At 34.1% G+C, this 17,424-nt stretch carries 28 protein-coding genes; 6 read left to right on the top strand and 22 right to left on the bottom strand.

Features of this window, described 5'->3' with window-relative positions:
- Positions 1 to 583, top strand: a 583-nt coding sequence (locus KO464_07390; protein MCC7573199.1) for a RimK family alpha-L-glutamate ligase, incomplete at its 5' end; no start/stop codon positions are given.
- Positions 584 to 590: 7 nt separating this feature from the next.
- On the opposite strand, the gene KO464_07395 is transcribed toward KO464_07390, so the two are convergent.
- The 8 genes from KO464_07395 to KO464_07430 all read right to left on the bottom strand — a co-directional run bounded on the left by KO464_07395 (position 591) and on the right by KO464_07430 (position 4,410).
- On the bottom strand, positions 591 to 1,370 hold the full coding sequence (locus KO464_07395; protein MCC7573200.1) for a proteasome assembly chaperone family protein: 780 nt from the start codon (positions 1,368 to 1,370) through the stop codon (positions 591 to 593).
- Positions 1,367 to 1,528 carry an RNA-protein complex protein Nop10 gene (locus KO464_07400; GenBank protein ID MCC7573201.1) on the bottom strand — a complete coding sequence of 54 codons (162 nt, stop codon included), beginning with the start codon at positions 1,526 to 1,528 and terminating at the stop codon, positions 1,367 to 1,369. The genes KO464_07395 and KO464_07400 overlap by 4 nt, the downstream gene beginning before the upstream one ends.
- Before the next feature lies 1 nt (position 1,529).
- Positions 1,530 to 2,309: a translation initiation factor IF-2 subunit alpha gene (locus KO464_07405; GenBank protein ID MCC7573202.1), complete on the bottom strand. Its 780-nt coding sequence runs from the start codon at positions 2,307 to 2,309 to the stop codon at positions 1,530 to 1,532.
- A gap of 7 nt (positions 2,310 to 2,316) precedes the next feature.
- Entirely contained in the window at positions 2,317 to 2,493 is a 177-nt protein-coding gene (locus KO464_07410) for a 30S ribosomal protein S27e (protein ID MCC7573203.1), read from the bottom strand.
- Position 2,494: 1 nt separating this feature from the next.
- Positions 2,495 to 2,773 carry a 50S ribosomal protein L44e gene (locus KO464_07415; protein ID MCC7573204.1) on the bottom strand — a complete coding sequence of 93 codons (279 nt, stop codon included), beginning with the start codon at positions 2,771 to 2,773 and terminating at the stop codon, positions 2,495 to 2,497.
- 15 nt (positions 2,774 to 2,788) lie between these two features.
- Complete coding sequence (locus KO464_07420; GenBank protein ID MCC7573205.1) at positions 2,789 to 3,292, bottom strand: hypothetical protein; 504 nt, start codon at positions 3,290 to 3,292, stop codon at positions 2,789 to 2,791.
- Between the two features lie 7 nt (positions 3,293 to 3,299).
- The gene (gene pcn, locus KO464_07425) at positions 3,300 to 4,037 is read right to left on the bottom strand and encodes a proliferating cell nuclear antigen (pcna) (protein ID MCC7573206.1); all 738 of its coding nucleotides are present in this window, start codon (positions 4,035 to 4,037) and stop codon (positions 3,300 to 3,302) included.
- Between the two features lie 61 nt (positions 4,038 to 4,098).
- Positions 4,099 to 4,410: a hypothetical protein gene (locus KO464_07430; protein ID MCC7573207.1), complete on the bottom strand. Its 312-nt coding sequence runs from the start codon at positions 4,408 to 4,410 to the stop codon at positions 4,099 to 4,101.
- Positions 4,411 to 4,469: 59 nt separating this feature from the next.
- On the opposite strand from KO464_07430, the gene KO464_07435 reads away from it, so the two are divergent.
- Positions 4,470 to 4,964 carry an AAA family ATPase gene (locus KO464_07435; protein MCC7573208.1) on the top strand — a complete coding sequence of 165 codons (495 nt, stop codon included), beginning with the start codon at positions 4,470 to 4,472 and terminating at the stop codon, positions 4,962 to 4,964.
- Here KO464_07435 and KO464_07440 read toward each other — a convergent pair.
- The 4 genes from KO464_07440 to KO464_07455 all read right to left on the bottom strand — a co-directional run bounded on the left by KO464_07440 (position 4,952) and on the right by KO464_07455 (position 7,702).
- A complete protein-coding gene (locus KO464_07440; protein ID MCC7573209.1) occupies positions 4,952 to 5,356 on the bottom strand; it encodes a nucleotide-binding protein in 405 nt (134 codons plus the stop codon). The genes KO464_07435 and KO464_07440 overlap by 13 nt on opposite strands.
- Entirely contained in the window at positions 5,323 to 6,543 is a 1,221-nt protein-coding gene (locus KO464_07445; protein ID MCC7573210.1) for a translation initiation factor IF-2 subunit gamma, read from the bottom strand. Before KO464_07445 ends, KO464_07440 begins: the two co-directional genes overlap by 34 nt.
- Positions 6,544 to 6,579: 36 nt before the next feature.
- Complete coding sequence (locus KO464_07450; protein ID MCC7573211.1) at positions 6,580 to 6,981, bottom strand: 30S ribosomal protein S6e; 402 nt, start codon at positions 6,979 to 6,981, stop codon at positions 6,580 to 6,582.
- 70 nt (positions 6,982 to 7,051) lie between these two features.
- Positions 7,052 to 7,702: an HAD family hydrolase gene (locus tag KO464_07455; GenBank protein MCC7573212.1), complete on the bottom strand. Its 651-nt coding sequence runs from the start codon at positions 7,700 to 7,702 to the stop codon at positions 7,052 to 7,054.
- 39 nt (positions 7,703 to 7,741) lie between these two features.
- Here KO464_07455 and KO464_07460 point away from each other — a divergent pair, with 39 nt between their 5' ends.
- Positions 7,742 to 8,683, top strand: coding sequence for a hypothetical protein (locus tag KO464_07460; protein MCC7573213.1), 942 nt, complete (start codon positions 7,742 to 7,744; stop codon positions 8,681 to 8,683).
- A 64-nt stretch (positions 8,684 to 8,747) separates the two neighbouring features.
- A complete protein-coding gene (locus KO464_07465) occupies positions 8,748 to 8,999 on the top strand; it encodes a UPF0147 family protein (protein ID MCC7573214.1) in 252 nt (83 codons plus the stop codon).
- On the opposite strand, the gene KO464_07470 is transcribed toward KO464_07465, so the two are convergent.
- The 7 genes from KO464_07470 to KO464_07500 form a co-directional block, all read right to left on the bottom strand.
- The gene (locus tag KO464_07470) at positions 8,996 to 9,643 is read right to left on the bottom strand and encodes a Kae1-associated kinase Bud32 (protein ID MCC7573215.1); all 648 of its coding nucleotides are present in this window, start codon (positions 9,641 to 9,643) and stop codon (positions 8,996 to 8,998) included. The two genes, KO464_07465 and KO464_07470, sit on opposite strands and share 4 nt — an antisense overlap.
- On the bottom strand, positions 9,640 to 10,239 hold the full coding sequence (locus KO464_07475) for a threonylcarbamoyl-AMP synthase (GenBank protein ID MCC7573216.1): 600 nt from the start codon (positions 10,237 to 10,239) through the stop codon (positions 9,640 to 9,642). The genes KO464_07470 and KO464_07475 overlap by 4 nt, the downstream gene beginning before the upstream one ends.
- A complete protein-coding gene (locus tag KO464_07480) occupies positions 10,230 to 11,201 on the bottom strand; it encodes a bifunctional N(6)-L-threonylcarbamoyladenine synthase/serine/threonine protein kinase (protein MCC7573217.1) in 972 nt (323 codons plus the stop codon). The genes KO464_07475 and KO464_07480 overlap by 10 nt, the downstream gene beginning before the upstream one ends.
- Positions 11,202 to 11,248: 47 nt before the next feature.
- On the bottom strand, positions 11,249 to 11,743 hold the full coding sequence (locus KO464_07485) for a metal-dependent transcriptional regulator (GenBank protein MCC7573218.1): 495 nt from the start codon (positions 11,741 to 11,743) through the stop codon (positions 11,249 to 11,251).
- A gap of 79 nt (positions 11,744 to 11,822) precedes the next feature.
- Positions 11,823 to 12,296 carry a ribonuclease VapC gene (locus KO464_07490; protein MCC7573219.1) on the bottom strand — a complete coding sequence of 158 codons (474 nt, stop codon included), beginning with the start codon at positions 12,294 to 12,296 and terminating at the stop codon, positions 11,823 to 11,825.
- Positions 12,297 to 12,301: 5 nt separating this feature from the next.
- A complete protein-coding gene (locus KO464_07495) occupies positions 12,302 to 13,051 on the bottom strand; it encodes an NAD(+)/NADH kinase (GenBank protein ID MCC7573220.1) in 750 nt (249 codons plus the stop codon).
- A gap of 1 nt (position 13,052) precedes the next feature.
- On the bottom strand, positions 13,053 to 13,694 hold the full coding sequence (locus tag KO464_07500) for a helix-turn-helix domain-containing protein (GenBank protein MCC7573221.1): 642 nt from the start codon (positions 13,692 to 13,694) through the stop codon (positions 13,053 to 13,055).
- Between the two features lie 224 nt (positions 13,695 to 13,918).
- On the opposite strand from KO464_07500, the gene KO464_07505 reads away from it, so the two are divergent.
- Together KO464_07505 and KO464_07510 are read left to right on the top strand one after the other, a co-directional pair.
- Entirely contained in the window at positions 13,919 to 14,815 is an 897-nt protein-coding gene (locus KO464_07505; protein ID MCC7573222.1) for a hypothetical protein, read from the top strand.
- An 81-nt stretch (positions 14,816 to 14,896) separates the two neighbouring features.
- Positions 14,897 to 15,916, top strand: coding sequence for a hypothetical protein (locus KO464_07510; GenBank protein MCC7573223.1), 1,020 nt, complete (start codon positions 14,897 to 14,899; stop codon positions 15,914 to 15,916).
- Between the two features lie 20 nt (positions 15,917 to 15,936).
- Here the strand turns inward: KO464_07510 and KO464_07515 are convergent, their stop codons facing one another.
- The 3 genes from KO464_07515 to KO464_07525 all read right to left on the bottom strand — a co-directional run bounded on the left by KO464_07515 (position 15,937) and on the right by KO464_07525 (position 17,341).
- Positions 15,937 to 16,338 (bottom strand): hypothetical protein, encoded by a 402-nt coding sequence (locus KO464_07515; protein MCC7573224.1) that lies wholly within the window; start codon positions 16,336 to 16,338, stop codon positions 15,937 to 15,939.
- An 82-nt stretch (positions 16,339 to 16,420) separates the two neighbouring features.
- Positions 16,421 to 16,630: a TOBE domain-containing protein gene (locus KO464_07520; GenBank protein ID MCC7573225.1), complete on the bottom strand. Its 210-nt coding sequence runs from the start codon at positions 16,628 to 16,630 to the stop codon at positions 16,421 to 16,423.
- Positions 16,631 to 16,702: 72 nt separating this feature from the next.
- The gene (locus KO464_07525) at positions 16,703 to 17,341 is read right to left on the bottom strand and encodes a tetratricopeptide repeat protein (protein MCC7573226.1); all 639 of its coding nucleotides are present in this window, start codon (positions 17,339 to 17,341) and stop codon (positions 16,703 to 16,705) included.
- Between the last annotated feature and the right edge of the window lie 83 nt (positions 17,342 to 17,424).

A 17,424-nucleotide genomic window follows, 5' to 3' on the forward strand; every position in this document is an offset into this window, starting at 1 on the left:
TATGAAAAGGGGCATCCCCATGCCAAAGACTATTTTTATGAAAAAAGGAGAGGTAACTTTAGAAAATCTCGAAGAAGTATTCAAAATGTTTAATCCCCCAATAATCCTAAAAGAACCATCGACCTCATTTTCAGCAAGAGTGGAAAGAGTCTATACCAAAGAAGAGTTCATAAAAGTATCGCGAAGATTCATTAAATTGTCAGATTGGGTTGTAGTCCAAGAATTTATTGACAGCAAGTTTGATTGGAGAATAGGGGTTCTTGATGGAGAGTTATTGTACGCTTGTAAATACATAATTCCTAATGAAACTTTTAAGATACAAGCTTCTGTGAATGGCCATCTAGTATACTGTGACGTTGAAAGTGTTCCAAAAGAACATGTACCGAAAGATATTATAGCTCTGGGGATACAGGCAGGAAATGCTATCGGAAATGGACTATATGGAGTTGACATTAAGGAAAGTCACGGAGATTTGTATGTGATTGAAGTAAATGACAATCCTTCTCTAGATGGTGGAGAGGATAGACAGTACCCAAATATCTATGAAAGGATAATCAATCATTTAATGAAAAAAAGTAAATAAAAAATAATTACCTGATGTAACCTGTTTCTTCATTTCCAGGAGGCAATGTCTGATATTCAGTCATATTCTTCTGCATTTCTTGTATCTTTGAAAGTGCTTTTTCAGTTTCTTCTGCTCTCTTGTCTAACTCTTCCATGCTAATCTCGAGCTCTAATATATCAACTAATACCTGTAGAACTGCCTTTGAAGCTTTGGCATCAATTATATATCCCGGAGATTCTCCCAAAAGACATAGGCCCTTCATGTTTCTAATTTTTCCCATTGCAATAAGAAGTCCAGATGCACCAACAATTGCGGAACCTGGGTCTTCTCTAAAAACAATATTTTTATCTTTATATTTTTCGACTGTTTCAATGTCAGATGCAGCGCCTAATACTTTTGGTTCTTTCACAGGATATCCGCCTGTAGAGTACCCGCCCAATGTAAACATTTCTTTGACACCAAATTTTTCAACAAAATCAAGAATTTTTGTGGAAATTTCATAATGTCCATATGCGTCTGTGGGGGGTGGCTGGGTATCACCAGATAAGAACAATATATCTCTTTTTCCGCCGGTGTAATAATAAAATTCGTTCTTCATCAATCTCATAGTTGAATCTTTTTCAACTAAAGCTTGATGAGGGAATCTTGGAGAATATAACTCAGCAAATTTAACAGCTTTTAATTCTTGGATAAGATGATCAGCAGCTAATTTTCCAACAAGCCCTATTCCTGGAAGGCCTTCCACAAATAGTGGATTATCAAGTTTTATATCTTTTATTTCTTCAACAATATAAGTTTCTTTCATAACACTCCACGCTCTTTTTTGATTAATCTTCTGTATTTACCGTATTTGTCCTCGGGCGAAAATTTTGGGGGGTGAGGATTTACTGTACGGACGTTACACAAAGGACATAAATCCTTTAATGTATATTTATTACATTTAGGGCAGATTTTCATCTTCATATTATGATCTCTTAAAGGATCCTTTACCCTCATTACTCTGAACATGAGAAATTGCCATCTCTGCAATATCTCTCAAAACAGATTCTGCTGCTTTATAATCTTCGGCGACAATGTGAATAGAATATTTGGGAGACCCTTCGTTCCTTATCTCTACGTCTTCCACTTTGTCTTTGAATTTTTCTCTGGCGTTGACTAAAGCGTCTTTTACTACATTTACTCCGTCGCCAGAAAAACATTCAAGATTTATATGGCCAGTTATAGAAACTAATGGATTTTCAACATTAGTTTTAATAATTTCATAAAGCCCATCAAGGTACTTCTCATCTATTACTCCTTCTAAAACACTCTTGCCTTTTGTTGAGACTTCTTCAAAAGCGGCATATAACTCCCCATATTTATTAACAATGGGCACTCCGATATTATGGATAATATCTTTGTAATCTTCTCCAATGTTTGTTGCATATAGTTCCAGTAGTTTTTCGCCTTTCTTTTCTCTCTTGAATTCTTGCACTTTTGTTTTCTTCTGTTGGCTTGTAACTCTTCTTAGGGAAAGATCTATATGATTTTTAGATTCATCAACTTTTAGAACCTTACATACTATCTTTTGGCCTTCCCTGACATGATTTCTAATGTTTTTAACCCAACTGGAGGAGATTTCTTTTATATGTATCATGCCCTCCTTGTCATATTCATCAAGGATAACGAATGCACCGTAGGGAAATACTTCCTTAACGGAACACATGACAAGGTCTCCCTCTTCAGGGTATGCCTTTTCGAGCATTAAATAATCACTCCAACACTTCTAGTATTTCAGCATTAATTTTGCCTACTCCACCTTTTGACTCGACAAGGGATTTCCCACAAGTAAGGCATTTTACAGTAATAGCGGGTCTGTTAAAAACTATCTGTTCACTTGAACAGTCAGTGCATTTCACTCTCAAAAATTTTGAAACGAGTTTTTTCATTTTATGCCTCCTCGAACTCTAACTTTCTAATTCTGAAGCCTTTTCTTGTAGTGGCTTTTTTGCATAATTCGCATCTATACCTTAAATCTACTTTGCTTATAGCTTTCCCACCACTTACTGAAGATCTGGGGAAACCTCTGTAACCTTTAATTTTTCTTCTATACCTTCTCTGACCTGCACTAAGTTCTCCTCTTTTCCTTTTCTTTACAGTCTCAACTTTATGTGACGTGTGTTTCTTACAGGTCGGGCAGTAAGTATTCATCTTTTTTGGCATTTTCATAAGAATCACTCTCGACTAGCTCTCAGCAACTTTCTCTCGTATTAATATCTCAGCATTTCTCAAGGGGATTGAAATTATTTCCCCTTTTTTATACGGCCCATAGGACCTCATATCCTCTCCTATGAACTCTGGTACATCTTGTGAGAGCTTTACCTCCTTAAAAACCTTTTCCCTTATGTCTTTAGCAAGAATTTTTACATCTAATATATTGCCTTTGTATTCATTAAGAAGGTCTTGAATATCTTTAGAGATTTTAGTTTCTATTCCATTACTGGAAACTGAGTTCCCAAGAGATTCCCCAACTATATATCTAAATTTTTTTCTACAAAAAAATTCAAATTGCATTTTAGCGTAGTCACTCTTGGCCTTTTTGATTTTACCTTCAAGTGTGTCTTCATAAAAATTTTGAGTTAATAAATCAAGAATCTCTTTGTTATCTTCCTGATTAGAGTCAATCAAACCCATTTTTATACATTCTTTTCTAAAAATATTTATTGGGTCGTCATTATATTTTCCCATTTGCTTCTCATCTTTCTACGCGTGGGGCTAGTATGAATACAAAAGATGCGCCTTCGATTTCAAATTCAATTTTTACAGGCATATCGTTTCCTATTTCAATTGACATTTCTCCAGGTATTGACTTTGACATATCAGTTAAGTAGCTCAAATTAAATGTTGAAAAAGCTCCTGCGGACACAATCAGCTCATAAAGATCAGGGTCACCCTTCTCAAGTTTTACTTCAATGTCGCCTGTGTCACCTTCGGCATTCATATAGAATGCGTCGTCCGCTTTTAGAGAAACGTGATCTGAAACTATATTTGCATCTTTTAAACCCTCTCTGAAGGCCTGAGAATTTAGTCTTACCTTAGAAGAAGTATTCAAGGCAGGCATTTTGAGATTCGATTGTTCTGTGACGTCTATAAGCTGGCACCCGAATCTTCTAGTTGATGTTCCTTTCAAGACCATGAGTATTTTGTTTTTCTCTTCATCTAGTTTTAGAACAAGAATATCATCGCTTCTACTCCTGTTAATGAATTTTGACATATCTTCAATGTCAATGCCTATAATAGCTTCTTTATCAGTTTTATATTCTGCAAATACTTCCTTGTTCATTTTAAAATCAATCATGCTAACATGAGATGGATCCATAGCTCTTAATTCAATACCTTCGTCAGTAATCTTTAACGGAACTTCTTCCACAAGACTGCCAATAGCAGTGACACATTTTCTCCATGTTTCAGCACTCAAAACAGCTTCAAACATTAGCTCACCTTACAACCTCTATTCTATAGTTATTAATATATTTATATAAATTTATTGGAAATTACTTATAATATAGATTTTTAATTTTATCAAAACTTTCCCTGTAGAGCTTTATATCGAGATCTGACATGTTTTGGATTAGCTCTCCTTTAAGGGATCCCGAGATAGAAACACCGAACACTCTAACAATGTCTCCTTCTCTAAAATTAATATCTTCACCAAAAACAACTTCAATTTGGCCTGTGCCATCGTCCAAAAGAATATCATTTCCATCTTTTTTAATTATGGCCCCTACTACACTGACATGTTTTTCATTCGGTATTTCGTTTATTCTTACCTTTTTAAAAGGTAATTTTGTAAAACTATCTGGCAAATTATCCCTCAGTTTATATTTTGGGTAATATATTTAAAACTTACCTTAGAAAATAGCTTATGCTTATTATTGTAACTGGTCTTCCGGGGACAGGGAAAACTACTATTGCTGATGCACTGTCAAAAGAGATAGATGCCATTGTTTTTTCAACTGACAAGATCAGGAAAATGATTTTTGAAAAGCCAATATATGATAAAGAAGATAAAAGAGTAGTATACGATGAACTATTCTCTCAAGCTCAAAAATATTTGTCAATAGGAAAAAATGTCATTCTTGACGGAACCTTTTATACAAAATTATTAAGAGAAAAGACAAAGGAAGTTGGAAAGCCCTTTTGTGAAAAAGTATATTTTGTATATTGTGAAACTCCTGAAAATATTCTAAAGGAAAGAATAACAAAAAGAAAGGACAAATATAGTGACGCAGACTACAATGTATATCTTAAAATGAAGAAAATATTTGAAAAATTTGAAGAAGACGTAATAGTTGTGGATACATCTAATTCAGTGAGCGATAACATATCAATTATCAAGAAAACAATCTATTCAATGTAGCCCTCAAGAGCAAGTCTTAATCCTTTCTTTAGAAAAATAACAGGGATTTGGAGTTTTCTTAACTCAGACTTCAATTTCATGTCGTTTGTTGCTACAACGCATTTATTTTTTCGAGCATATTCTAATATTGATCTATCAACTGAACCTTCAAAGTCAATTTTTTCATAACGTTCAGAAATTTTTAGAGCAATTTCTTTAGAGATTCTATCCGACCCTGTAAGTTCTATCTTTTTAAGTTCAGATATAACGTTAGTTGGTATCAATATTTGACATTTTTTCTCGATGACATCTTCGATTGATTCAATTCTAAGATTAAATCTACCTGGAAGAAGAAGAAAATTTGTATCAAGAATTACAACTATTTTATTATTCCGTAGCCTATTAGTCTCCATCTGGCCCCTACCCTTCTACTGATGGCTACTCTCTCACCAACTAGAGAACATACTGGAAGTTTTAATACCAATTCTGTGACTTTACCAACTTTTGTCGTTGTGCCTATTGTTTTTGCTGTTCCGACATTTAATAGAAGCATTTCTTTAGGCCTTATAGGGTCTACTTCAATTTCATCCTCTGTACCAACGACTCTTTCAAGGAGATTAATTTCAAGGATCAAATTCTCCCATACTTTTGGCAACTCTTCAGGATGCCCTAATAAACTACCTGCTAGTGTATCGGATTTTGTAACCGCGGGATCCAGATTCGTTCCAACTCCAAGAAGTCCTCCTGGCAGCGCTTCTTCAACGGATTCATTGCTAACATTTAAACTTGATATTTCTGTCAATATTGGCTTGAAAACTTTTTTATTTTGCTCAACTTTTTCAAATCCAGGTCTTATTTCTATTTTATCCCCAACTTTTAGTTTTCCCTGGATAAGCGATCCGCCTAATATTCCTCCTTTGAGGTCCTCTGGAAATGTTCCAGGTCTGTTTGTATCAAAAGACCTTGCAATATACATTATTGGTGGTTTATTTGGGTCTCTTTTTGGAGTCTTTATTACATCTTCAATTGATTTTATCAGGTAATCGATATTTACCTTATGTTGAGCAGATATAGGAATAATTGGAGCGCTTTCGGCTACAGTTCCTTTAATAAAATCTTTTATTTGATTATAATTTTCAATTGCTTTTTCCTTAGAAACAAGCTCTATTTTATTCTGTGCGATAACAATATTCTTAATCCCGACAATGTTTAAGGCCATCAAATGTTCTCTTGTCTGTGGTTGTGGGCATTTTTCATTTGCTGCAATCACCAATATTGCCCCATCCATTATTGCTGCGCCTGAAAGCATTGTTGCCATTAGGGTTTCATGTCCAGGTGCATCGACAAAAGAGACTTTTCTCAAAATTTTAGATTCTCCGCCACATTTAGAACAAGTCTTTTCAGTAGTATAGGCTTCTATCCCTTCACATGATTCACATTTTCTAAACTCGATGTCTGCATAACCTAGTCTTATAGTAATACCTCTTCTAAGCTCTTCGCTATGTTTGTCCGTCCATACTCCCGATAGAGCTCGTGTCAAAGTTGTTTTACCGTGATCAACATGCCCTACAAGACCTATATTTACTTCAGCTTGTCCCAATTATATATCACCCTTATCATAAATTATTATCCGCACTTAAGACTTTGATTCTTCTGGTGCTTCTTCTGCTTTCTTTTCTTCAGGATTTTCGTATTTTTCAGGCTTAATTACTTTGGTGTTAATTTGGACAGTGTCTTCGTCTATGGTGTTTCCCCTAACTCTCTTTTTTCTTCTCTCGCCGTGTTCTATTGGATTAAAGCCAACACCCTTGGAAAGCAGAAGTTTTACTCTTCTGTTACCATCGAGGTCTTTCCTCATTGGGAATCCGTCTTTATCGGATCCTCCTGTAATCTTTAATACATGGCCAGAAAGTCCTATCGTCTCACCATTAAACTGTTCACCAATTTTTAAACCAAAGAGGGATTCTGCCTGTTTATCCTTAACTTCTTTTTGAATAGTTTTACCATCTTGGTAAGAAACAATAACTTTGTATTCCATTGTGACCCTCCTTTCTTTGGATATATACGAAACGATTAAATTGCTGTTTAAAAACTTTATTGTCTATAAACTATAAAAATGAAATTATTTCATCTAATGAAGAGACAATAAGGTCTGCTTGATTTAGAAGTTCTTCTGAGGATACACCTGAAAGTATCCCTATAGTAAAACATCCTGCTCTTTTGCCAGAATCTATATCATACTTATGATCCCCAATAACAACTGTGTTCTCCGGCTTTCTTTTTAGATATTTGATGGCAATTTCTACATGTCCAGGATCTGGCTTAACTTTTACAACATCCTCTCTAGTAACTATAACGTCTATATATTCAATTAATCCAGAAACTTCTAGAGTCTTAATAGCTGCAACTTTACTGTTTCGTGTAATAATCCCTATATTCTTTCCTTTTGATTTTAATATATCTAGTAAATCTTTAGAATGAGGAAAAGCTTCGGCTTTCTCCGATGCTTCAATCTCATGCTGGACTATAATATTTTCAATTCCCGCAACAAATTCAGCATAATCTTCTTCTTTGGCAAATACAGGCCTTAATTCTTTTAATGTTTCAATTAAAGACCCTTTAATCTCTAGAAAAATGCCATTATCTTCTAGAATTTTTCTTGTAACTCTTTTTAGATGTTCAAAATCAAGTTTAAATTTTACTAAAGTACCGTCCATGTCGAATAGAAAAAGATCATAGCGAGCGAGTTGTTTCTCCATAATAACAATATTTAAGAATACCTATATAACAGTTATTTTATGAATATCTTATTGCTCCCAATTATTTCATTCATAATTACACTTCTCATTACCCCTCTAATTGGAAAGTTCAATAAAAACCATGGTGTATTTGGTGTTGACCTCCATAAGAATGAGCGATTTGAAGTTCCAGAAGCTGGGGGCACATCTATGCTCCTTGGTACAATTCCTATTTTTATTCTGTATTATTTATTAGTCCATGATGCGTTGATACTGATGTTTATATTTCCAATTACAATTATAGGGTTAGTTGGCCTGATAGATGATATTTATAACATGCCACAATTACTCAAAACGATTGCATGTTTATTGGGCGGGGTACCTTTATTATTTTTTGTCAGTGATACTTCACTAAATCTAATTTTGTTTGTAATAAATTTAGGCCTTCTTTATTATATTATAGTTCCAATAGGCATAACTGCAGCTTCAAATCTGACAAATCTCCTGGCAGGATTTAACGGAGAAGAGATTGGGTTAGGATTTATATCAACTCTTTCACTCTCAATTTGCATATTTCTCTTGGGCGACTTTAAAACTTCAATTTATCTTCTAACTTTCACCTTATCTTTCCTCGCTTTTCTAATTTACAATAAATATCCTGCAAAAATATTCCCTGGCGATACAGGAACATTAATAGTTGGTGCTGTAATCGCATCATTTTCTATAATAAAAAATATAGAGATAATTGGAGTAATACTTCTAGTTCCCCAAATCATAGAATTTTTATTTAAATCGATGAGAAGATTCAGCGGTAAAAAATATGGCCCTACAAAAGTTGATAGTGAAGGCATTTTACACCCTCAAAAATATCTCTCAGTTGCAAATTCTCTTACTTCTCATTTTAAACTCACTGAAAGAAGCCTGGTTCTCGTAATTTGGTTTATTGGAGCTATTTTTGGCATAATGTCTATAGTTACAACCTATTTATTTATAATAAATTAAATATTCTAAAGATAAAAGTTTTAAAGCAATTAGATATTCATGCGTTATACGAAGAGGTGATGTAATGCCTGAAGAAAATATTAAAGGTATAGTCGAGTACTTAAACGAATTTGTTAACGAAGACAACAGTGTTCCTAGGAATATAAGAAGAGCTGCAAAAGAAGCTGCAGATAGACTACTTGACACTTCTGAACCTGTCCAATCAAGAGCACATGCTGCAGTTGAACTTTTGGACGAGATTTCGAATGACCCAAACATGCCAATGCATACGAGAACTATTCTATGGGAAGTTTTAAGCGAATTAGAAAAGATTTAATCTCTTTTTCTATATCTTCCCCTCTTTTCTATTTGTTCGATTCTTTGAAGGATTTCATCCTTTTTTTCGTTTCCAATCACATTTGAATATCCTTCAAGTACTGCCCTAAATAGTTCCTCAGAGATATCAAAATGAGTGCTTTCTAAAGCCTGCCTTAAAAGGTGTATATCTATCCCCTGTTTCTCAATTTCTTCTGATTCCTCCGATAAACCAAAGTCAATGAAATACACTTTTCCATTACTTAATATCATGTTTGATGTTGTGAGATCTCCATGGACTATCCCTGCTTTGTGCATATAGCCAACTGATTTGCCGATGTGGAATCCTATTTCTTTGTCCAGTCCTTTTGAAGAAAAATATTCTTTTAATCGAATTCCGTCTATATACTCCATCACGATGCTTTTTTCTTTCAAGTCGACAAGGTATAGTGCTGGAGAATGTACTCCAGAGAGTTTTGCTTTATTGATTATCTTTGCCTCTTTTACAGTTCTAAATCCCCGGATCATATCATCAATTTCTTTGATTCTGTAATTTTTCTTTACTCTTTTTTTAGTGACGACCTTCTCATCATAAAAGTCAAATCCGAATACATCCTTGAAATCTTCAAGATAAAGATCTGCTTCTGCACCTTTTTTTAGAATCAAAGCTTACCACCTAGCACATCCATTATTTGTCTTTCTTTTACATTGCCTATTCGCCCCACCACACCATCAACTAAATCAACTATAGTTGAGGGAGGATTTTTATCAAGGACTCCAATGTCGATAAATAGGTTAATTTCTTCTAAAGAGTTTTTGAGACTAAATTTTACTTCTTCGATTGAGTAGGGAGATGGATCCCCAGATCTATTCGCACTTGTGGAGATGATAGGTTTATCTGACAATTCAGATAATCTTCTTGATACCTCATTTGCAGGTATTCTAAATGCAAGTTTTTCTTTGTTTACGATGTCAGGTATGGCATTTCCTTTTTTTCTGAGGGCTACTGATATTCCTGGAAAAGCATTGAATAATTTTATTGCTCTTTCTTCCAGAAAAACATATTTTCCTATCATCTCAATTGAAGAAGCTATCAGTGGGAGTGGTTTGTCTTGTTCTCTACCTTTTATCCTAAATATTTTTTCAATCGCCTGAGAATTAGTAGCATCACAGCCCATTCCATAGCAGGTATCAGTTGGGTATACAATGACCCCTCCTTCCTTTATAATTTCTACAGCCTTTTGGATGTCATCTATAACCAATTAACCTCCACCTCGTCTGTTCTCCATTTTTGCTTTATTATGGTGTCCTTAATTTCCATTCTCTTGCCACTAATCCATTCTATTAATCCTTGGTAGGCTATCATTGCTCCGTTATCCCGACATAAGGCCGGAGACGGAACAAAAAGTTTAGCCTCTCTTTCTAAACACATAGTGTTGCACATTTCTTTTAATCTTTTAGAAGATGCAACTCCTCCAGTCAATAATAATTCATTTTTTTCAGTGTGGGACATTGCCCGCTCAGATGCTTCAACTACCAAAGAATATGTAGTTTCCATAAGGGAAAAAGTAACATCTTCTTGGTTATTAGTTTTTAATTTTTTGATCGACTCTGTCAAAAGCCCTGAAAAAGAAAAATCCATACCTTTTATAGTATATGGCAACTGTAAATATTTTTGTCCTTTACTGGAAAGTTCATCTATCTGTCTACCGCAGGGAAATCCTATCCCCAATTCTCTGCCAAAAGTATCCTGCATATTGCCTATGCCAACATCAAGAGTTTCTCCAAATACTCTGTATTTTCCCTCTGCATACGCAAGTATCTGAGTATTTCCTCCAGAAACATAAAGGGTAACTGGATCCTTTGCTCCTGTAATAAATCTGCCAATTTCCACATGGGCAACACAGTGATTAACACCAATTATAGGAACATTTAGATTAATCGATAGAGATCTTGCAGCACTTGCAACAATTCTAAGACATGGCCCAAGACCAGGCCCCATTGAAAAAGAGATTAAATCAATATCTTCTTTTTTGATTCTTGCTTCGGATAAAGATTTCTCCATTACCTTTCCTATTACACTGGCATGGTGGTCTGCTGCTTCTCTAGGATGAATTCCTCCATCTGAGCAATAAGAATCAGTAACATTGGATAGTACACTTTCTTCAGAAACTATCCCAATCCCAAGAGTATGTGCTGTACCCTCTATCCCAAGAGATATCATGAACTTAATATTATTTCTCTTCTTAAATAGTTTATTTTTTTAGAAGATTATTTCATATTTTGGGACGCCAAATCGTAATAATATTCATCTTCAGAGACCTTAATAGGTTTTAATTTACCGCTTGTGGAGAAGTCCTTGAACTTTTTTGCCCAAATCTCAAAGAACCCTTCATGCGATAAAAATGCCATGAATTTAATAAGCTGCTCATTTGTTATCTTGCTTAGACTGTGTTCCATATCACATGCATCTTTTTCGGCTTCTTCTTCCGGCACTAGTATCATCGTAAAAAAATCAAGAAGAACTTTGTGTTTTTTAAGTGTAATATTTGCTATTTTGGTTCCTTTTTCCGTTAAAACTGTTGGTCCGTAATGTTCTCTTTTTATTAAACCCTTTTCTTCAAGTTTTTTTAGCATTTCAACTGTAGTTGCAGGTCTTACGCCTAATGCCTTTGCGACGTCTTTCGTTCTTGCAAAACCTTTGCCCTCTGTAATATTCAATATGGCTTTTAGATAATCTTCTTCTGTCTCAGTAGTGTTGACCATACTAACAATATTAAGTGTTCCTAAATATAAATTTATTGGTTATAGCATATTAATATAATTCAAACAATAAATAGAAAAATTAATGTTTTTTATTTTTAGGCCATCTTTTTATTATACTTCCGCAGTCTTGACACGTTTTTTTATCCTTTTGATATATTTTCTTGCAGCCAATGCAATAATATTCCCAATGGATTACGTTTTTTATTCCAGATTCTCTAATCGATTTGTATTTAACTTTCAAAATAGAAGAAATATTCTGTATCCCATAGTCTTCAGAGATAATCGTAGAATCCAACTCAAGTGCAAGTGCAATTAGTTTAATATCAGTCAAAGACAGATTGTCTCCTGTTTCTTTGGCTTTATTAATTACCTCTTTTACAATTTCTGGATTTGGTTCTTTTATCTGGATTTTTCCAGAATTTAAGAAATAAGATAATCTTTCTTTGGATTGACTATCTTCAACTTCATCAATTACCTCATAGACGGTTAAATACTCATCTTCTTCGGGTAAAAAACCACCTATAAAAGCCGATGCGTCGAGTATGAACTTCACTAAATTCACTTCTTTACAAATCTAGCTTTAAGAATACTCTTTTTGATTTCTATCTTATCGCCGGATTTCATCGTGCCTTGCGGAAATCCATCTGCTACGATAGTGCATGGCCTGTCTAATGCAGTGACAATGACAGTTTCGTGGTCTGGGTATACCATTGGACTTGCTTTACGGTATAGAGGACAAATAGGTGTAATGCCAAATTCCTGAGAATTGGATTTTATTATTGGCCCTCCTGCAGAATAAGAGTACGCGGTGGATCCTGTTGAGGTCGTAATAATAACTCCATCGCCTGAGATAATATACTCTTGGTCAGAAATCTGTACTTTGACCTGGGACACTCTTGTGGCAACTTCTGTCCTTATTACAATGTCATTTAAAGCCTCTACAATCTTATTACCTATCGTACAAGAAATCATAGAACGTTCTTCAATTTTGTGATTTTCAATTATATCTAGTATAGAATTTATTTCTTCAGGCGATATCTCATTTAAGTACCCAATTGTACCCATATTCACTCCTAGTATTAATGTATCCTGATATCGTCTGACAGACTTTAATATCGTCCCGTCACCTCCGACAGATATCAATAAATCTATGTCGCCAGCTTTTTTTGAATAATTATTGTTAGGGAAGTGTTTTTTTAATATTTCATCAAAATAGATTTCATGTTTTCCTTTCAAGATCTCTGATATTTTCCGAGATATCTCTAATGCTTTTTCTCGATCTGTTCTGGAGATTATTCCTACTCTCAAATCATCTACCTTTTCTTCTTAATAGTATTAGTATTAATAATATTGAAGCCGCACCACCAATTAATGTGTAGGTTAGAGGTGTGAGTGGATTATTTTTAGGCTCCACCACTTGAATTGTGGCTATATTATCTTTTTCATAATCCATTTGCCTTAGTTCTTCACTAACTCCTAAACCCTCGGACATAGCTTTGGGCTGATTTGACTGAAAGGTTTGAATAATACCCGGAGCACTAAACCCTATGCCGAGAATAACAACGAGAAACATCACTAACAATGCTGTGGGCGCAGGAATATAAGAAGTTTTAAGGCTGTTTGAGAGAGTTCTTACAGTTTCTTCTTTCTGAGAAGGAACTATAAGGATAGCAGTTTTTTTAGGGCCATAATACTTAATATCTTTAAATTTTCTTGAAAGTTTTGTATCAACTACATCTATAATTCCTATTTCCATCAATCTTTCTATATGGAACATCACAGTAGGCATTGGAATACCCAACTTCTTTGCTAAATCACCAGCTGAATGTGGCTCAATAAAAAAAGCGTCTATTATTCGCCTCCCATTATCATTAGCTAGCTCCATGGCAACAATCTTTGCTTTATCATCATCTGTGGATATAACATGTAACACATCATCCAAAGTTGCCATAAAAATTATATTTTATTACATCTTTAAAAGTATATCTTAAAATTAAAAGCAAAAGATTTTTATATTGACTCCAATCCTTAAGACACCGGAGAGTGTAAATTACGCATAATAAATCAATAGTTTTTATAATATGTCTGGTACTAGGATCATTAATAATTAGTATACCTAAAGCGGATGCTGAGGGATTTGTATATTCTTTTGATTTCTCACCCCAATCGACAGAAATGATACCTTTTGGGGAAATCGAAATATTATCTGATGTGGATATATCAGAGCAATACACAACCATAAGTAACAAAATAAATCTATCAGACGCACCCCAAACTATTATTTTTAATACTTCCATACCTAAATCTATTATAACTCAAGTTCAGTTGATTTATCAAGATGCCAATTCTAGCTGGAAAGAAGTAGCAATTACTTTGGATCCTGAAGTCTCAAATGCCAGATTTTCATTTGATACTGCGGAGAGAAGAGGCACCGATAGTTATAATTTTATCTTAAATTATAAATTAAACACTTCCTCGATTTATACTCTTAAACCGAATACACTCCTATCTTTTGAATATTTCTTAATAGCAAAAATAGGTGAGGCTGATGTAGCAAGTATAAATTTGAGCCTGCCTGAAGGATTTAAGCCACTTAATAGTAATGGGTGGAGAGTCCAAGATGAAAGATTTGTGTACTCCGCACAAATTTCCAAGACTTCTGGTAGCTTCTATACAATCTTCAACACCGACAATGATTATTCTGGATCTTTAGAATCTTTAAAACAAGAGATAGCTAATCTAAGGCAGGACAATTTAAATTTATCAGAAACGATTCTAGAACTACAACAAAGTGTGGATAGCTATAAAGTTGAAAATCAAAATCTTTCATCAGAAATAGAAAATCTTACTGCGAGACTTCTAAAGGCTGAAGAAGAAAGAAAAGTATCAGATAGAATTTCAAATAACTTTTGGCAGTTCTCATGGGGGCTCACAATATTATTGCCAATATTATTGCTTTTCTTTGCTGAACTTAGGACTAAATCAGTCATAACTTCAACCCAACTATTGATAAGTTCAGTCGTTGGCACATTTGTAATTTTCTTGATATTGTATATATTATTCATAACTTAGAATGTGTAAATTATTGATTGTAAATAAATGAAAAGTAATTTAAAGATTTTATAGTCTATCAAATTTGCGGAGGAATTAAAAATGTCAAGAAAATATAAAATATATGTGTTATTATTCATTATTGGAGCCTTTATGCTAAATCAATCTGAAGTTAAAGCTGATAGTTTCCTTTATTCCTTTAGCATTACATCAGATACTATTGATTTGGATTCCTCCGCTCAAATGAATATTTTAACAGATGTGAATATAGATCAACAATATACCTATCTAACTCATCAAATTATACTTTCAGATGCACAAGGGCAGATAACATTTGAAAACAGTATACCTAAGAATATAATAGATAACATAGATCTAAGCTATAAAGATTCAAATTCAACATGGAACAAAGTGATTGTAACTCTAGATCCAGATTCGACTATCACTAGATTTACAATCGATACTGATGGGAAAAAGGGACTTTTAAATTATCAATTTAATATAATCTATGTTGTAAATTCACAGTCCATATTTAACCTTGTCCCAAATATTCTAAACTCATTCGACTACATGATTAATTCTGAATTAGGTCCAGATGACCTAGCCACGATCCAAATAACTCTGCCAAGTGGGTACAAACCTTTTGATTCCACAGGGTGGAGGCTCCAAGGAGGAAGGTTCTTTTACTCAACAGTTATTCCTGGGTCTGAAAAGAATTTCTATTCTGTGTTCTACCAAGAAGAGAACTATGGTGGATCAATAGATGCCTTAAGAAATGAGATTACTAAATTGACACAAGAGAATGCAAAGTTAACAGAGAATATAATTGAAATGCAGAGAGCAGTTGAAAGTTACAGAGTCAAAAATGAAGAATTGGATTGGAACCTAAAAGATTTGAAAGATGAGCTTATTAAATCAAAAGAGGAACAGCAACAAGCTAACATGAACACTGCAAACTTTAGATACCTCTCTTGGGGATTGACTCTAGCACTTCCAGGGATGCAATTTATGCTAAATGAACTAAGGGAAAAGAGCAAGATATCGCCAACACAACTTCACCTAGGATCTGTTATTGGAACATTTATCGTCTTTATGGCACTCTATGTATCGCTATTTCTCTAAATTTTTAAATATAATAAAATTTAATCAGATTTTCCAAATCCGAGTATTTTCATAAAAGACAACATTGGATGTGATTTTGGGAGTATTGTTACTTCCTCGCTGCATGTCACGTATTCGAATTTAACAGTTCCTTGTTTAACTGCTCTATAGGTGACTGTAAGTCTATCCCCCTCACATTTTGAACTAACTAAAATAGCTTTATCTGAAGGAGTAGAGCAATCTTCTTCAAGTATTTTTATGTTATTAGGGTTAATACAACCACTGCTGGAATAATTAACTGCAACTACAGTAATAAATTCACCTACATGCACAGTATGATTAGTAACATAAAACTCAGGTACGGCACATCCAAAAACAGACCCAATTCCAATTGTGCCCAATAAGAGAATCAATGAAATCAGTGTTACTGATATTTTCTTCATGTGTATGCCTCATGAATGATATTTTTCATTTATTTATATAGATTTTGGTAATCATTCCAAAATATTTTCAAAGGATTGTTTATTAATCCAAAGCGATCATTACTTCAGTTGATTTGATTACCACCTTAACTTTTTGCCCTTCTTTTAATCCTAAAGCTTCAACAGCTTCTCTTGTAATCATTGAAGTAATTATGGATGGTTTTGTAACTTCTACTTTAACTGTGGCTGCAACTTCTCCCTTTTTTATTTCTTTAATAATTCCTTCCATATTATTTCTTGCACTAATTGCCATTTTATCACCAACTAGTAAATTAGTTTTTTATCTATTTAAGATTAATAGTATAAAAAAGACAAGGGATACAGATTAGAAATAATCTGAGTGTTTTTTTAAAAAGTTGTAAAGTTGTTTGTCTTCCTCCCTCTTATTTAGGATTGAATATATGTTGTGAAGATTTACATATATGTCCCCAATTTGAGGATGATCGGGCCCGTATTGATGTATTAAAATTTGTAGCCCTCTTGTATAAAGTTCTTCTGATTCATCGAATTTTTTCATCTCTTTTAGGAGATTTGCAAGTGAGCAGAGTATAGGGATCAGCTGAGAATTTTCTTTTCCATAATCTTCTTCCTTGAGTTTCAGCACTCTTTTATAAAGCTGTTCTGCTTCGGGATACTTACCTTGAGATTGGTAAACAAATGCAAGGTTTTGCAAGACGTTTAAAACTACTATATCCTTTGCGGAAAACACTCTTTCAAATATTGAAAGAGCTTTTTCATAAAAGACTTCTGATTCGGCAAATTCTGCTTTGTATTGTGAAATGAGCCCTAGCAAAAAAAGACTCATACCTGAAGTCGAGTGCGAGGAACCGTAGACATCTATAGCTTCGTTAAGTGATTTTTTTGCAAGTCTCTTTGCTTCTACATATTTTTCCATCTTCAATAACCTAATAGAAGCATTGTAGAACTCTTCCCAAAGTGTAAAACTTCCGCCTTCAATATTCATCGATTCACTATCCGTTGACTCTATATTTGATTATATTAAGTATCTATATAAATTTTGTGGGACGGCTTAGAAAACCTTATAAT

It is taken from the genome of Methanofastidiosum sp. (genome assembly GCA_020854815.1).
GTDB lineage: Archaea > Methanobacteriota_B > Thermococci > Methanofastidiosales > Methanofastidiosaceae > Methanofastidiosum.

Bases quoted from the DNA above. Each gene is read 5' to 3' on its own strand.
- KO464_07525 (MCC7573226.1), bottom strand. From the start codon at position 17,341: ATGAATATTGAAGGCGGAAGTTTTACACTTTGGGAAGAGTTCTACAAT.
- KO464_07400 (MCC7573201.1), bottom strand. From the start codon at position 1,528: ATGAAGATGAAAATCTGCCCTAAATGTAATAAATATACATTAAAGGAT.
- KO464_07395 (MCC7573200.1), bottom strand. From the start codon at position 1,370: ATGAAAGAAACTTATATTGTTGAAGAAATAAAAGATATAAAACTTGAT.
- pcn (MCC7573206.1), bottom strand. From the start codon at position 4,037: ATGTTTGAAGCTGTTTTGAGTGCTGAAACATGGAGAAAATGTGTCACT.
- KO464_07480 (MCC7573217.1), bottom strand. From the start codon at position 11,201: ATGATATCTCTTGGGATAGAGGGTACAGCACATACTCTTGGGATTGGG.
- KO464_07520 (MCC7573225.1), bottom strand. From the start codon at position 16,630: ATGGCAATTAGTGCAAGAAATAATATGGAAGGAATTATTAAAGAAATA.
- KO464_07510 (MCC7573223.1), top strand. From the start codon at position 14,897: ATGTCAAGAAAATATAAAATATATGTGTTATTATTCATTATTGGAGCC.
- KO464_07420 (MCC7573205.1), bottom strand. From the start codon at position 3,292: ATGGGAAAATATAATGACGACCCAATAAATATTTTTAGAAAAGAATGT.
- KO464_07405 (MCC7573202.1), bottom strand. From the start codon at position 2,309: ATGCTCGAAAAGGCATACCCTGAAGAGGGAGACCTTGTCATGTGTTCC.
- KO464_07435 (MCC7573208.1), top strand. From the start codon at position 4,470: ATGCTTATTATTGTAACTGGTCTTCCGGGGACAGGGAAAACTACTATT.
- KO464_07410 (MCC7573203.1), bottom strand. From the start codon at position 2,493: ATGAAAAAACTCGTTTCAAAATTTTTGAGAGTGAAATGCACTGACTGT.
- KO464_07440 (MCC7573209.1), bottom strand. From the start codon at position 5,356: ATGGAGACTAATAGGCTACGGAATAATAAAATAGTTGTAATTCTTGAT.
- KO464_07450 (MCC7573211.1), bottom strand. From the start codon at position 6,981: ATGGAATACAAAGTTATTGTTTCTTACCAAGATGGTAAAACTATTCAA.
- KO464_07500 (MCC7573221.1), bottom strand. From the start codon at position 13,694: ATGGCAACTTTGGATGATGTGTTACATGTTATATCCACAGATGATGAT.
- KO464_07505 (MCC7573222.1), top strand. From the start codon at position 13,919: ATGATACCTTTTGGGGAAATCGAAATATTATCTGATGTGGATATATCA.
- KO464_07460 (MCC7573213.1), top strand. From the start codon at position 7,742: ATGAATATCTTATTGCTCCCAATTATTTCATTCATAATTACACTTCTC.
- KO464_07415 (MCC7573204.1), bottom strand. From the start codon at position 2,773: ATGAAAATGCCAAAAAAGATGAATACTTACTGCCCGACCTGTAAGAAA.
- KO464_07465 (MCC7573214.1), top strand. From the start codon at position 8,748: ATGCCTGAAGAAAATATTAAAGGTATAGTCGAGTACTTAAACGAATTT.
- KO464_07515 (MCC7573224.1), bottom strand. From the start codon at position 16,338: ATGAAGAAAATATCAGTAACACTGATTTCATTGATTCTCTTATTGGGC.
- KO464_07455 (MCC7573212.1), bottom strand. From the start codon at position 7,702: ATGGAGAAACAACTCGCTCGCTATGATCTTTTTCTATTCGACATGGAC.
- KO464_07485 (MCC7573218.1), bottom strand. From the start codon at position 11,743: ATGGTCAACACTACTGAGACAGAAGAAGATTATCTAAAAGCCATATTG.